This is a genomic window from Mycobacterium sp. D16R24, from assembly GCF_002013385.1.
GTDB lineage: Bacteria > Actinomycetota > Actinomycetes > Mycobacteriales > Mycobacteriaceae > Mycobacterium.
The window spans coordinates 41350-55175 of record NZ_MAEV01000009.1; the positions used below are offsets into that span (position 1 = coordinate 41350).

A 13826-nucleotide genomic window follows, 5' to 3' on the forward strand; every position below is an offset into this window, starting at 1 on the left:
ACGGCACTGCACCGTGTCCCTGCCCGAACTCGGAGCGCGGGTAGCCATCCGCAGTCGGCGCCCGGCCGGTTCGGTGCCCCCCTTTACCGACACCGTCGGCGAGCTGGTGGCGACCGATCCGACGGTGCGGATACTTCATAAATCCGGTGCGGTGGTGGATATTTCACTCCTCGATATCGTATCGGTGCGCGTGCTGCCACCGGTTCCGGTACTGAATCGGGACATCAGGTCGGTGCAGCGGGCTGCGGCCTTCGCATGGCCGGGCATCGAGCACGATTGGGTGGACGGGTGGTTCGTCAGAGCCTCGAGCGGACACACACATCGCGGTAATTCTGCTGTACCACTGGAGCATTCGGCGTCGCCACGCTCGCTCGTCGACGTGGCCGCATGGTACTCCGAACACCGGCTGCCCACCCTGCTATGCCTGCCCGACCGGTTGATCCACCCGCCAGGCGAGCTGGCCACCAGCGGCGAAACCGTGGTGATGGTGCGCGATCTCGGCGCGGCCCGTTCGGAGCCCATCCCCTCGGAGCCATCCTCGGGTTGGCTTGCCCTGCATGGAGATAACCACCCCATGACGATGCAGGTGCTGACGGCGGTGGTCGACGGGATGTTGGGCTTCGCATCCGTCACCGAGAATGGTCCCACGGTTGCCATCGCGCGGGGCGCCGTCACCGAGGGCTGGCTCGGCATCTCCGCGGTGCGGGTGGCCGAGACCCATCGACGTCGCGGGCTGGCTCGGCAGGTGTGTGACGTCCTACTGGGCTGGGGCGCCGCGCAGGGAGCCCGTCGTGCGTACGTCCAGGTCCGCGCGGAGAACGCCGCGGCGTTGGCGCTGTATCCAACCCTGGGTTTTACCGAGCAGCATCGGTACCGGTATGCGCATATCGAGCCTGTCAGCATCGAAAAGTAGGGTGACGTCATGCGATTGGCCACCTGGAATGTGAACTCGATCCGTGCCCGTGCAGACAGGGTGATCTCCTGGCTGGAACGCTCCGGCACCGACGTGCTCGCCATGCAGGAGACCAAGTGCTCCGACAAACAGTTCCCCATGCAGGCGTTCACCGACGCCGGGTACGAGGTGGCGCACGTGGGGCTCAGCCAGTGGAATGGCGTCGCCATCGCCTCCCGGGTTGGGCTGGAGGACGTGACCGCCGGGTTCGAGGGGCAGCCCGGGTGGGCGTCCGGTGAGGATGTCGAGGAGGCCGCCGAGGCCCGCGCACTCGGCGCCACCTGTAACGGGGTGCGGGTGTGGAGCCTGTATGTCCCGAACGGCCGGACGCTGGAGGATCCGCACTACCGGTACAAGCTGCGGTGGCTCTCGGCTCTGCGCGACGAGGCCGCCGGCTGGCTCGCGGCCGATCCCTCAGCACAGGTCGCACTGGTCGGCGACTGGAACATCGCTCCCACAGACGACGACATCTGGAGCGTCGAGGCCTATCAGGGCAGCACCCATGTGTCCGAGCCCGAACGCACCGCGTTCACCGCAATGAACGACGCCGGATACGCCGATGTGGTGCGGCCGTTCACCCCCGGTCCGGGCGTCTACACGTACTGGGATTACACGCAGCTGAGCTTCCCCAAGAAGCGCGGGATGCGCATCGACTTCGTCCTCGGCTCACCGGAGTTCGCCAAGCGAGTGGGTGATGCTCACATCGACCGCGAGGAACGTAAGGGCAAGGGCGCGAGCGACCACGCACCCGTCGTCGTCGACCTGGACTGACACCGGCAGCGAAGTAACCCGCGGCGAATCCTGCCCGCGCTACCCTCAGGGAACTAATGATCGAGGGGGTTCGATGCACCGTTTTTGCGGTCTGGCGATTGCTCTTGCGCTCAGCCTGAGCGCCTGCACGGCACCTCCCGAGAGCATCGAGATCATGACGAATGGCGAGACACCCACCGCGTTCTCACCCCCCACGACATCCACCAAGGCGAAACCGAAGCCAACCATCGCACTCCCTACTCCAACGGGCAACATCGGAGATATCAAGCGCCGCAATCTGTTCAACGAAGCTGTCCGGCTCACCAGTGCAATCGTTTCCCCCACGCTCGTTGAGCCTAGATTCGACACCGGCTCAGCAGGCGCCCGCATGCTGTACAAGGAGGGGCTGATAGACGACAGTCCCGGTGGCTCCGACAAACTCCTGGATAGCGTGATCCGGGACTACGGATACGTCACCGGCGTCAGCATCGCGCGTGAACCATCCGGCGAGGCCGCCACCACTGCCATCCTTCAGAACACCGTCTTGATCTTCAAGGACGAGGCGTCCGCACGCGCGGCCACTGAGGTTGGCTTCCGCCTCCGCGAAGAACGCGACCCCGATAGACCCACGCGGGTGCAGACCGAAGAGATTCCGGGCTTTCCTGAGGCCAAGGCATTTTCACGGCGCGTCGGCGAAGGTCAGGCTGTTTTCGCCTACACAACGGCCTTCGCACAAAAGGGGCCAGTGGTAGTACGCATCTCGGTCGGCCAACAGTCCGAGGCCGAAAGCATCGAGATCATCGCACGCTACCTCACACGTCAGCTCGCCGAGTTGGATGGATTCACACCCACGCCAGTCGATCAGCTCAGTTCCCTCACGCCGCCCTTCGACCCTGATGGGTCCCTCCTCAAGCTCGCCACCGACAAGACCGAATTCGCTCCATATGGCTCCGGTGGCGTCTTCGACGCAAAGGGCGCGCTGCTCTTCGAAGCCAACATTCAGTCATGGGCCGATCTGTACCGGAATACAGGAGTCGATCGGCTCATCCTCGACGAAGCCGGAGAGGTGATCCGTGCGGCAGGCGAGACCGGTGCAGCATTGTTGCTCGAGAAGGCTCGCCCCGAATTCCTGTCAAGAAAAGGCTATGAACCGGCGGATGCACCGACTACGGTGCCCAGCGCGAACTGTCTGCAGTACGTCTCATCACCGCCCGTTGACGACCCGCTTCAACGGTGCCTGTTCATGCGCGGCCGGTATGTCACTTGGGTCGAAGGCGCGCGATCGGTGATCGGTCAACGCGCCCTGGACCGGTGGAACCGACTCGGCTAACGGAAAGCTGCTGGGGGCGAAGTTCGCCATCGTATGCTTCTGCACATGGGCGGGGTGGAGCCGACAAGCGAATCCGAGGAGCCAGAAAAAGGGCGGTCCCTGGATCGCTTTTCGATGAAGCGACTCCATCAGGTGGCTATCATCGCGATGTTAGCGACAACTGCCGCCTTCGGAGGATTGGACCAGGCCGAACCGATGACACCGGTGGAGTTGGGATCGAGCTACACAAACGGCATTTACAAGATCACGCCGCGTCGAGTGGCCCAGATATGCGACGTGTCGCATCTACCGACACGCAACTCCGTCTTGTTACAGAAGGCTGCCAAGAACTCGATACTCGTCGGGCTATTCACCACAGTGGAGAACATCTCCGACTCGGGCAGGGTGGTACTGCACGACGTTAAGCCCAACGACGAGGACGTATTCGATCTGGTCGGGGTTGGCGACATCCGAGATGAGGGAGCCTACGGGCCCTATGGTCTCGTCTCTGGACCTCAGCCAGGCAAGGAGTTCGATGTAATCGTCGTGTGGGGCTTCCCGTTCGGCAAAGTGAAACCTGGCGACGATATCGCCGTCCGAATATCTGACTTCACCGAACAACACGGACTGGCCAGCACAGTCACCACGTGGGGCACCACAGGGAAGTACGGAGAGCTGCGCACCAAGATCGGCGCGTGCGTGTGATGCGGCGCCGTCATGTCGTCATCGCTGTTCAGGTGATCGCCTGCGCGCTACTGCTCTCGGGCTCGGCGTATCTGTACGCGATCGTGCCGCAACGCACCGATTCGTATGCGCCAACTGTGGTGCATGGCACCGCACCGGCACGCACCTCCGGAAGGAACCTAGCGATCACCGTGCACCGGGTGTTCTCGGCGCCTGAAGTTCAAGCGAAATCCTCTGCCAGCGATACGAGTATCGACGTCTATCAGACAAAGGGCCGCTACATAGCAATCGACCTCTCGTATGAAACCGTCCGGATGCCGGACAAAATCGACTTACAGCTCAGCGCCGATCACCGCAACATCGATCGGGAGAACTTCGCCACGGACAGAGCCTTCGGCCAACCCGGTTTCAGCCTGCGCGGAACCTGGGTCTTCGACGTTCCGGCGTCCACCAAGTCGCTTAATCTTCTAGCTATCATTTTCCCGGACAATGATTTTCGCATGATGCAGGGTTGGTACGACTCGCAACTGTCGATTGCGATCCCACCCGACATGGTCGAGCAGCGAGCGTCGATATCACTTGTGAACCGGAAGGTGGTTCCATGAAAACCTGGCTGCAGCGCAACAGAATTGGGGTGATCCTGATAGTTGTCGCGACACTCGCCTATGGCGCCACAGTGGGATACCCAGCATGGAAAGAGAACCTTGGGGTCGATGTGCCCGCAGCCACTGTGCCGGCCGGCGCTACTGTCAAGATCGACGGTGTGCTGTGGAGGATGCGCGTGCTCGACATGCCCAGCCCGGTATACAAAAAGTACTACGACGATCCGCAGCCACCCGAAACGCGTTTTGTGTCATACGCATTTGACCGCTCAAAAGATGGAAATCGCGCATCGATCGGCGAGGGATGGGGAGCGTGTCGCGCCACGCTGATCGACGAGAATTACCGGCACTGGTACACACAGACTGGCCTACTGCCGATGTCGGCGTCGGACTGGTTACGGAAGCAGGGCTACGACACGTGCAATAGCCCAGGTTCATTCGCGGCAGTCATGGTAGTGCCCAAGAACGCCAACATCACGGCGGTGGATATCGAATTCGCACCGGAAAAGGGCAGCGCCAAAAAGTACCGCTATGTGCGGTTCATACCTCCTGCGTGAGAGCCGGCGACGAAGCCCTTTCCACGCAATGCCAATACATGGCCACCACCAGGCACACTCTCAGCGGATCGATCAACACTGCGATGGCAGTCCGAATCGACTCGCGATAGGACGCCCACCAGATCCACTCATGCGGGCCGAGAAGCGTCGCGACCGCGCGCCACATGTATCCGTCCGTCACGTAGACGTTGAAGTAGGCGCCGTTAGGGTCCAAGACCACGGTCCCCATGAATGCAAAGACGAAGAAACAGAACGTCAATGGTCCGGAATGCAGCGTCAGTCGGAGGGTATCTCCCAGCTGGTCGGCGACCCCCAGCAGATTCCGGAAGATCTCGGACGCACGCATTTGCACGAACCGCGGCAGACGCTGCCAACGCGCCTTCGCCGCTCGACCTGTCCGGCCCGCCACGTCAGTGACCTTGCCTCCCTGATTCGGCCCAAATGCCGTCCGACTGACACCGGCCCAGGTGGTGTCGGGTCGAACGGCATAGACGGTTCCCACAATGGCAATCCAGGTCACCGCGAGTAGCACCGCCAACACCATCGGCCCCACCGCATCGGTGATCCACTTCCACACCTCACCAACGCGACTGAGGTGCGCGAAGACATGCTGCTTCTGCTCTGCATACCAGACGATGACCTTGCGCTCGGATATCCATTTCGGGCTTCCGACAAGCCGATTCGACGCCGCATTGAGTAGCAGAACCACCCACAGGGCCTGGAGATAGACAGCCACCAATTGGGTCCAGGCGGGTAGCCTCTCCGAGTACCTGGTTAAGGCACCGCGAGCCACGAACGCAATCAATATCGCGAGGTAGGCCCGCCAGTCGCTGGGAGTCATGAACTCCTCGGCTTGTGCCGCCGTCCTGTCTGGGGCCAAGCCAGAATCCATCGCGTAAAAGACGTCGATGTTCAACAAACCGACATATGACGAGTAGTCGGCCAGTATGAGACGCCAGGCCGCGAAGAGCACGAACACAGGAAGAATCGCCTTCAGCAATATGTCTATGAACGCCTGAAACCGTGATCGGCCATCGGCATTCTGGCCATCAAGGTCCGACTCACCGCGAAGCACCAGGTACATCAAGATGTAGGTGGTGAGCCTGGCCAAAGCAGCCAACGGCATGATCAAGTCACCCCAGTAGCCCCCGAAATGCGCGCCCACGTATACGGCCAGCTTGATCAGCCAGTATCGAGTAAGCCAGCCCATGAGCCAGATACCGATAAGCCACGGCCAGCACCGCCACCACAAGAACCCCGTGCGGCGCAGCAGATCCACCGGACCGGATATCCCCCACGTTGCCATGGGCAGATAGTAGCTAGCTCAGTCCTCCGTGTGGGCGTACTTGCCGCCGGCGCCCAGCGAGGCGAGCGCCGCGACCGCCATCATCAGTGCGGCGGCCACGAACACCACCACCAGTCCCGCATGGAACGGCTCGGTGATGAGATTCGGGAAGAACGACTGCCCGGTCAACTCGGCCGCGTTGACTCCCGGGTGGTCCAAAACCCCTGACGGAGCAAGCAATTCGCTGACCGGGTTGTAACCGAGGAACGCCGCGAACAGGCTGCCCACCGGCGGCAGGCTGGATACCTCGGCCGCGGTCGAGGCGGGCACTCCCTGGGTGGTCAGCCCTGATTGCATCGCGGCGGGCATCGTGGAGGAGAGCCCGACGATCATGAGCGAGAAGAAGATTCCGATGGACAGCGAGCTGCCCGCGTTGAAGAAGGTGCCACGCACACCCGAGGCTGCGCCGCGCTGATGCGCGGGCACGCTGGACATGATCGCCGCGGTATTCGGTGCGGTGAAGATGGCCGACCCCAGCCCGTTGAGGAAGATGAGCGCCGCGAAGGCCCAGTAATTGAAGTTCACCGGAATAGCGATGAGCGCCAGGAACGTCACCGCCGACAGCACCATGCCGCCGGTGGCGAAGGGCCGGGCACCGTAGCGGTCCGACAGCACACCGGCGATAGGTCCGGCCAGCAGGAAGCCAAGTGTCATGGGCAGCAAGAAAATTCCCGCCCACAACGGGGTCGACTCATAGCTGTATCCGCGCAATGGCAACCAGATGCCTTGCAGCCAGATGATGAGCATGAACTGGAGTCCACCGCGGCCGACCGACGCCAGCAGGTTGGCCAGGTTCCCCAGGCCAAACGCACGGTTCTTGAATAACCGCATGTCCAGCATCGGGTCGGCCACCCGGGACTCGATCACGCAGAACAACAGCAGCAGTGCGACACCGGCGATCAGCGATCCGTAGACCAGCGGATTACCCCATCCGGTGCTCGAACTGCCGTACGGCTGAATGCCGTATGTGATTCCGGTAAGCAGCACCGTCAGCCCCAGCGCAACGGTCACGGTGCCTGCCCAGTCCAGCTTGCCGGGTGTGGGTTCGTCGATCTCGACGAGGGAGCGGTATGACCACACAGTGCCCAGCAGGCCCAGCGGCACACCCACCCAGAAGATGGCGCGCCAATCCCATTCGGAGAGCACGCCTCCGATCAGCAGCCCGAGGAAGGACCCGGCCACCGCGGCCACCTGGTTGATCCCCAGCGCCAATCCACGCTGCGTGGACGGAAACGCGTCGGTGAGGATGGCCGACGAGTTAGCCATCAACATGGCGCCGCCCACCCCTTGCACCACTCGCCACGCGATGAGCCACACCGCACCCCCGCCGTAGTGGAACGGATCGAAGGACAGCACCACCGCCGCGATGGTGAAGACGACGAAGCCCATGTTGTAAATCCGGACCCGCCCATACATGTCGCCGAGGCGGCCGAACAACACGACGAGAACCGCGGAGGCCAGCAGGTAGCCCATGAGCATCCACAGCAGATAGCTCACGTTTCCTGCGGCGAGGGGGTTCAGCCCGATGCCGCGAAAGATGGCCGGTAGTGAGATCAAGACGATCGATGAGTTGATGGTCGCGAGCAGCACACCCAGCGTGGTGTTCGACAGCGCCACCCACTTGTAGTGCGGATGGTCGCGATCCACCCGCAGGCGACGTCGTGCGGTCTCGATATCCGCAGCTGTTTCGTCGGTCTGTGTCATCAAATCGGTCATCGTCACCCTTGTTGCGCGCTTCTCCACCGACGCGGCCAGCAGGGCACCCCAGACCGGCCGTCTGTGGATACCACCGTTGCACAACTTTAGCAAGGGAAACTATATTCCGAAAACCTTCTAGCCTCGTCTGTCAGATCGAGCTTTGTGTGCATGCCTCACGCGGTTCGAGTGCGAGCCTCACGCGTAAATCTGGCCGGAAATCCGCGTGAGGCTCGCACTCGGCGGAGAAATCGGTGACCTACCGAGTAGCGTGGCCAGTGTTCGTCAACGAACAGCCCCAAACACACAAACACGGGAGCGCGCACCAGTGCGCTGAGAGGACGGCTAGGGCCGTCGACCGTATGAACCTGACCGGGTAATGCCGGCGTAGGGAGGAAAATCATGTCGACTCAATCAACCCGTTCTCAGGCCCCGGAAACCGTCACCACCGGCCCCATCCAGGGCAGCGAGAAGATCTACCAGCACCTCGACAGTGGCCTGCGCGTGCCGCAGCGCCGGGTGAACCTGACCAACGGTGAGCACCTGGACCTGTATGACACCTCCGGTCCGTACACCGACTCGGGCGCCACCATCGATCTCCAGAAGGGACTGCCACCGCGCGCCGGCATCGTCACCGATCGCGGCACCCAGCTGCAGCGCGCTCGGGCTGGCGAGATCACTGCCGAGATGGAGTTCATCGCGGTCCGCGAGGGTGTGCCCGCCGAGCTGGTGCGCAGTGAGGTCGCGATGGGCCGCGCCGTGATCCCCGCCAATCACAAACACCCCGAGAGCGAGCCGATGATCATCGGTAAGGCCTTCGGCGTGAAAATCAATGCCAACATCGGCAACTCGGCCGTCACCTCTTCGATCGCCGAAGAGGTGGAGAAAATGGTGTGGGCCATCCGTTGGGGTGCCGACAACATCATGGACCTCTCCACCGGTAAGGACATCCACCAGACCCGTGAGTGGATTCTGCGCAACTCGCCCGTCCCAGTCGGCACGGTGCCGATCTACCAGGCACTGGAGAAGACCAACGGTGATCCGGCCGCGCTGACCTGGGAGCTGTACCGCGACACCGTGATCGAGCAGGCCGAGCAGGGCGTCGACTACATGACGGTGCATGCCGGTGTGCTGCTGCGCTATGTGCCGCTGACCGCCAAGCGTGTCACCGGCATCGTCTCGCGCGGCGGTTCTATCATGGCCGCCTGGTGCCTGGCCCATCACCGGGAGTCGTTCCTGTACACGCACTTCGAGGAGCTGTGCGAGATCCTGGCGCGTTACGACGTGACCTTCTCGCTCGGTGACGGCCTGCGTCCAGGGTCTATCGCCGATGCCAACGATGAGGCCCAGTTCGCCGAGCTGCGCACGCTCGGCGAACTGACGAAGATCGCGAAATCCCATGGCGTGCAGGTGATGATCGAGGGACCCGGCCACGTGCCGATGCACAAGATCGTCGAGAACGTGAAGCTCGAGGAGGAGCTCTGCGAAGAGGCCCCGTTCTATACGCTGGGCCCGCTCGCCACCGATATCGCTCCGGCCTACGACCACATCACCTCGGCCATCGGGGCGGCGATCATCGCCCAGGCCGGCACCGCGATGCTCTGCTACGTCACCCCCAAGGAACACCTGGGGCTGCCGGACCGCAAGGACGTCAAGGACGGGGTGATCGCCTACAAGATCGCCGCACACGCCGCCGACCTCGCCAAGGGGCACCCACGCGCCCAGCTGAGAGACGACGCGCTATCCCGTGCTCGTTTTGAATTCCGCTGGGATGACCAGTTCAACCTCTCATTGGACCCGGACACCGCCCGGGAGTTCCACGACGAGACGCTGCCCGCCGAACCGGCCAAGACGGCACACTTCTGCTCGATGTGCGGCCCGAAGTTCTGCTCGATGCGCATCACCGCCGATATCCGGGAGTTCGCGGCCCAGAACGGTTTGGAGACCCAGGAAGACATCGACGCGATGCTGGCACGCGGCATGGAGGAGAAGTCCGCGGAGTTCGCCGAGCACGGCAACCGGGTCTATCTGCCGATCGCGTGAGCATGGCCGCCTTCCTCCCCATCCCGGAGCCGGGCGCTACCCCGGTGCGAGTAATGACCATCGCCGGGTCCGACTCCGGGGGCGGGGCAGGTATCCAAGCCGATATGCGCACCATGGCGCTGCTCGGTGTGCACGGGTGCGTGGCCGTCACCGCGGTAACCGTCCAGAACTCGGTGGGTGTCAGGGATTTTCACGAAATCCCACCGCAGGTGGTGGCCGCGCAGATGGACGCGGTGATCACCGATATCGGCATCCAGGCCGCCAAGACCGGGATGCTGGCCTCCGCCCCGATCATCGAGGCCATCTCGCAGACATGGTCGCGCCTGGTGACAAATGTCCCTCTGGTCGTCGACCCCGTGTGCGCATCCATGCACGGCGACCCGCTGCTGCACCCGAGCGCACTGGATGCCATCCGTAAACAACTCTTTCCGTTGGCAACGCTCGTCACTCCGAATCTGGACGAGGTACGGCTGTTGGTGGACATCGACGTCGTTGACGAGGAGTCACAAAGGGAAGCCGCGCGAAAACTCCATGCCCTCGGCCCGCGGTGGGCCCTGGTAAAGGGCGGGCACCTTCGATCCAGCGACACCAGCACCGACCTGCTCTTCGACGGCACGGAGTTTCACTACTTCCCCGTCGAACGGGTGGACACCGGACACGACCACGGCGCCGGTGACACCCTCGCCGCATCTATCAGTTGTGCACTGGCACACGGACTTTCCGTGACCGAAGCCGTCGGCTTCGGAAAACGGTGGATCACCGAGTGCCTGCGAGCGGCCTACCCCCTTGGCCGTGGCCACGGCCCGGTATCGCCCCTGTTCAGGCTGCGATGAGCGTCCGCGCGAAGAGCCTTAAGCTGATTCCGTGAGCACCGAGGAACTTCCGGATATCGCCGGAATCGCCCACCACCCCGACGGACACCCCCACGGTGCGGTAGTGCTGACCCACGGCGCCGGGGGCAGCTGCCACTCGCCCATGCTGCGTCTGCTGTGCACGGCCTGGGCCGAACGCGGTTGGCTGGCGATACGTTTCGACATGCCGTTCCGGCGCAACCGGCCAAGCGGTCCCCCCTCGGCCTCGTCGGGCGACAAGGACCGCGCGGGTATTGCCGAGGTGATCAACAAGGCCCGCGCCCTGGTGGATGGCCCGCTGTTGGCCGGCGGTCATTCCTACGGCGGACGTCAAACCTCGATGCTCGTGGCGGAAAAGGGGCCGATCATCGACGTCCTCACCCTGTTCTCCTACCCACTACACCCGCCCGGCAAGCCCGACCGGCTGCGCACCGAGCATCTGCCCGGCATCCAAGTTCCCACGGTCTTCACCCACGGCACCTCGGATGCGTTCGGCACCGTCGCCGAACTCAAGGAGGCATCGGTTCTGATACCGGGCGGCGCGACAATCGTGGAGATCACCGGCGCGCGTCATGACCTGGGGTCCAAGACAATCGATGTCCCCGAGCTCGCCATCGACGCCGCGCTGGCGGCCCTGAAAGCGAAATAGTAGGACCTAACGCTCGTCCACGGCGCGCCATTCGCGCATCAACAGCTGTGCCGCCCGACGCAGATCAGACTCCGCCTGCGCCACGGTGAGACCACCGTTGAGACACACCTGAATACAGCCAAACCACTGGTGCACCAGCAATCGGATCACGGCCGCGTCCTCATCGGTCGGGCCCGAAAGACCGGCCACCTCGGATATCAGCTCATGGAACCGCTTCTCGACCTGCATCAGATCGGGCACCTCGGCCACTGACGCCGAGTTCGAGGACCTGATCATCGCGATCGCCAGCATGCGGCGCCGCGTCAATCCGCGCAGTGCCCGCACCAGCGCTTCACCCACCCGGTCGGCCGCGGTTTCCTCCCCATCGGGAGACAACGGGATGCGGCCGACAAGTCGTTCCGACTCACGTACCAGAGCCGAGACGAACAGATGACGCTTCGTCGGGAAATACCGGTACAACGTGCCAATGGCGACGTTGGCGTGCTTGGCGACATCATGCATCTGGACGTGATCGAGCTCGCGCGTCATGGCGAGTTCTTCGGCCGCATCGAGCATGCGCTTGTACTGCTCATGTTGGCGCCTGGTCGATGGCACGGCGGCTGGCCGCACCGGTGACGCTTCAACCATGGCGCTCACGATCTATTCACCTGCATAAATAACCCCGAAACTGGAACCTGTTCTAAATAAGGTAGCACTACCGTAAGCCCGCGCACTGCGAATTCGCGGTCCTGGTTCAGTTCCCGGCGCTCGGCATACCCGCCAGCATCGCCAACAGCAGCTCAGCGCGCACCCTCGCGATATCGAGGTCGCAGGCCAGCAGTGACTGCACGGTTTCGATGCGTTTGCGCAGCGTGTGACGATGTACACCGACAGCGGCGGCCGCCGATTCCCAATGGCCGTTCGCCTCCAGATAGGCCCGCAAGGACGCCATCAGCTCGGCGCTGTAGGTGGCGTCATATTCGGCGACGGGCGCCAGGGTCGCGTTCGCGACGGCAACCAGCACCTCACGACTCGCCCCGAAGGACAACAGTGCACTGCCCGCCAACGAGGTGAACTCCAGCGGTGTCCCGCCGCGTTCGGCCACCGACGCGGCGAGCTTCGCATTCTGTGCCGCATCGCCGAGCCGCCCCACCGGATGCGCCCCGCTCAACCCCGCCCGCAGACCCTTCCTGGTACGCCCGTCCACCTCCGCGAACAACTGCCGGGCAAATTCAGCAGTCTCCGACCCCGGAATCACGACGGTGAGCTGGGACTCGGAGGTATGCGCGAAGACCGGGTGGCCCGCCGACTCCATGGCCCGGGTGACTACGGGCTGCACCCGCCGCAGCGCCGCCGGGGATTCCGCATCCACCACCAACACCCGGATCCGCCCACGCCCGTCGGCAGCTTGTGCGAGCTGCGCCCACACCGAGTCCAGGTTCCGTGCATCGCCGAGCAGCAGCCCCAGGGCCTGCCCGTTCAACTGGCGTTGTGCGTCCTGCAGCCGCGACGGCTTATCAAAATCCAAGGCCAACAGGGAGTTTGCGTGCCCCAGTAACACATGGTCCACGAAGGTCAACGGCACCTTACTGACAACAGCCAACACTCCGTACGAGGTACCACCCACACCGATCGTCTGTTGCGCGACCGCGATTCCCGGGTCCAGTTGTTGCGCGCCGGCCGATGCTCCCGGGGCCAACGCACCCCGGACCAGATTGACCGTCGCGACATCCAGATTGCGCGGATGACTCGCGATCACCGTGCCACCGGAGTCCAGCACCACAATGCTGGCCCGCAGCGACCGTCCAAGTTCCGCGGTGACCGCCTGCACACCACCATTGACGATCGCCCGGGTAATCCGGGGCTGAGCCCGCGATACCCGCAGCACCGCGTCGTACTCCAGTTCGGCGATGCGGGTGCTCACCGCCTTGACCACTGCAGCGAACGGGGTGCGCAGCGGCACCTCGATCAGCGGCATACCCAGCTCGTCGGCGGCTGTCACCAACTCCGGCGGCACCTCGTCGAACGTCAGTCCGGTACCGAATCCCAATGCGGCAACGCCATTCTCGTCAAGCGCACGCAGGTAGCGCAGCCGTTCCCGGGCACTACCGGGTAAGCCGATCCCGGTGGTGAGCACCAACTCTCCACCGGATAGCCATCGCGCGGGGTCGGCGAGTTCTGTGGTGAGCGCCAGATTGATCTCGCGCCCCAGACCCGCGGCGCCGCCCTTCAGTGTGAGTTTCAGATCCAGCTGATCCAACACCCAGCGCACCGCAACAGTCACCTCACGGGACTGTACAGAATGGTGAAAAACACCGCGAAGATTCCCGGAATTGTCGGATGATCAGGCATGTGTCTCAGCGCACACTGGTTGTCTGCGTGCTTTCTTGACGTGCTTAGACGGATTCCC

At 63.3% G+C, this 13826-nt stretch carries 13 protein-coding genes and 1 riboswitch; of the genes, 9 read left to right on the forward strand and 4 right to left on the reverse strand.

The window, feature by feature from the left end; all coding sequences use genetic code 11:
• Positions 1-13: 13 nt before the first annotated feature.
• From B4383_RS07445 to B4383_RS07470, 6 genes are all read left to right on the forward strand, one after another.
• Entirely contained in the window at positions 14-913 is a 900-nt protein-coding gene (locus tag B4383_RS07445) for a GNAT family N-acetyltransferase (protein ID WP_139360610.1), read from the forward strand.
• Positions 914-922: 9 nt separating this feature from the next.
• Entirely contained in the window at positions 923-1723 is an 801-nt protein-coding gene (locus B4383_RS07450; RefSeq protein WP_078290223.1) for an exodeoxyribonuclease III, read from the forward strand.
• 73 nt (positions 1724-1796) lie between these two features.
• Positions 1797-3032 (forward strand): hypothetical protein, encoded by a 1236-nt coding sequence (locus B4383_RS07455; RefSeq protein WP_078290222.1) that lies wholly within the window; start codon positions 1797-1799, stop codon positions 3030-3032.
• A gap of 33 nt (positions 3033-3065) precedes the next feature.
• Complete coding sequence (locus B4383_RS07460) at positions 3066-3716, forward strand: hypothetical protein (protein WP_078290221.1); 651 nt, start codon at positions 3066-3068, stop codon at positions 3714-3716.
• Positions 3716-4300 carry a hypothetical protein gene (locus B4383_RS07465; RefSeq protein ID WP_078290220.1) on the forward strand — a complete coding sequence of 195 codons (585 nt, stop codon included), beginning with the start codon at positions 3716-3718 and terminating at the stop codon, positions 4298-4300. Before B4383_RS07460 ends, B4383_RS07465 begins: the two co-directional genes overlap by 1 nt.
• Complete coding sequence (locus B4383_RS07470) at positions 4297-4854, forward strand: hypothetical protein (protein ID WP_078290219.1); 558 nt, start codon at positions 4297-4299, stop codon at positions 4852-4854. Before B4383_RS07465 ends, B4383_RS07470 begins: the two co-directional genes overlap by 4 nt.
• On the opposite strand, the gene B4383_RS07475 is transcribed toward B4383_RS07470, so the two are convergent.
• Together B4383_RS07475 and B4383_RS07480 are read right to left on the reverse strand one after the other, a co-directional pair.
• Positions 4838-6160 carry a hypothetical protein gene (locus B4383_RS07475; protein WP_078290218.1) on the reverse strand — a complete coding sequence of 441 codons (1323 nt, stop codon included), beginning with the start codon at positions 6158-6160 and terminating at the stop codon, positions 4838-4840. The genes B4383_RS07470 and B4383_RS07475 overlap by 17 nt on opposite strands.
• 18 nt (positions 6161-6178) lie before the next feature.
• Positions 6179-7915, reverse strand: a complete 1737-nt coding sequence (locus B4383_RS07480) for an MFS transporter (RefSeq protein ID WP_078290217.1) — start codon at positions 7913-7915, stop codon at positions 6179-6181.
• 281 nt (positions 7916-8196) lie between these two features.
• Positions 8197-8302, forward strand: a riboswitch (TPP riboswitch).
• On the opposite strand from B4383_RS07480, the gene thiC reads away from it, so the two are divergent.
• The 3 genes from thiC to B4383_RS07495 all read left to right on the forward strand — a co-directional run bounded on the left by thiC (position 8297) and on the right by B4383_RS07495 (position 11437).
• Positions 8297-9937, forward strand: coding sequence for a phosphomethylpyrimidine synthase ThiC (gene thiC / locus B4383_RS07485; protein ID WP_078290216.1), 1641 nt, complete (start codon positions 8297-8299; stop codon positions 9935-9937). Its footprint overlaps the riboswitch before it by 6 nt.
• 2 nt (positions 9938-9939) lie before the next feature.
• Positions 9940-10770 (forward strand): bifunctional hydroxymethylpyrimidine kinase/phosphomethylpyrimidine kinase, encoded by an 831-nt coding sequence (gene thiD / locus B4383_RS07490; RefSeq protein ID WP_139360612.1) that lies wholly within the window; start codon positions 9940-9942, stop codon positions 10768-10770.
• A 31-nt stretch (positions 10771-10801) separates the two neighbouring features.
• Positions 10802-11437, forward strand: a complete 636-nt coding sequence (locus B4383_RS07495) for an alpha/beta family hydrolase (RefSeq protein WP_078290215.1) — start codon at positions 10802-10804, stop codon at positions 11435-11437.
• Between the two features lie 6 nt (positions 11438-11443).
• Here the strand turns inward: B4383_RS07495 and B4383_RS07500 are convergent, their stop codons facing one another.
• Positions 11444-12064, reverse strand: a complete 621-nt coding sequence (locus B4383_RS07500; RefSeq protein WP_078290214.1) for a TetR family transcriptional regulator — start codon at positions 12062-12064, stop codon at positions 11444-11446.
• 106 nt (positions 12065-12170) lie between these two features.
• Positions 12171-13688, reverse strand: a complete 1518-nt coding sequence (locus B4383_RS07505) for a PucR family transcriptional regulator (RefSeq protein WP_078290268.1) — start codon at positions 13686-13688, stop codon at positions 12171-12173.
• Positions 13689-13826 lie beyond the last annotated feature (138 nt).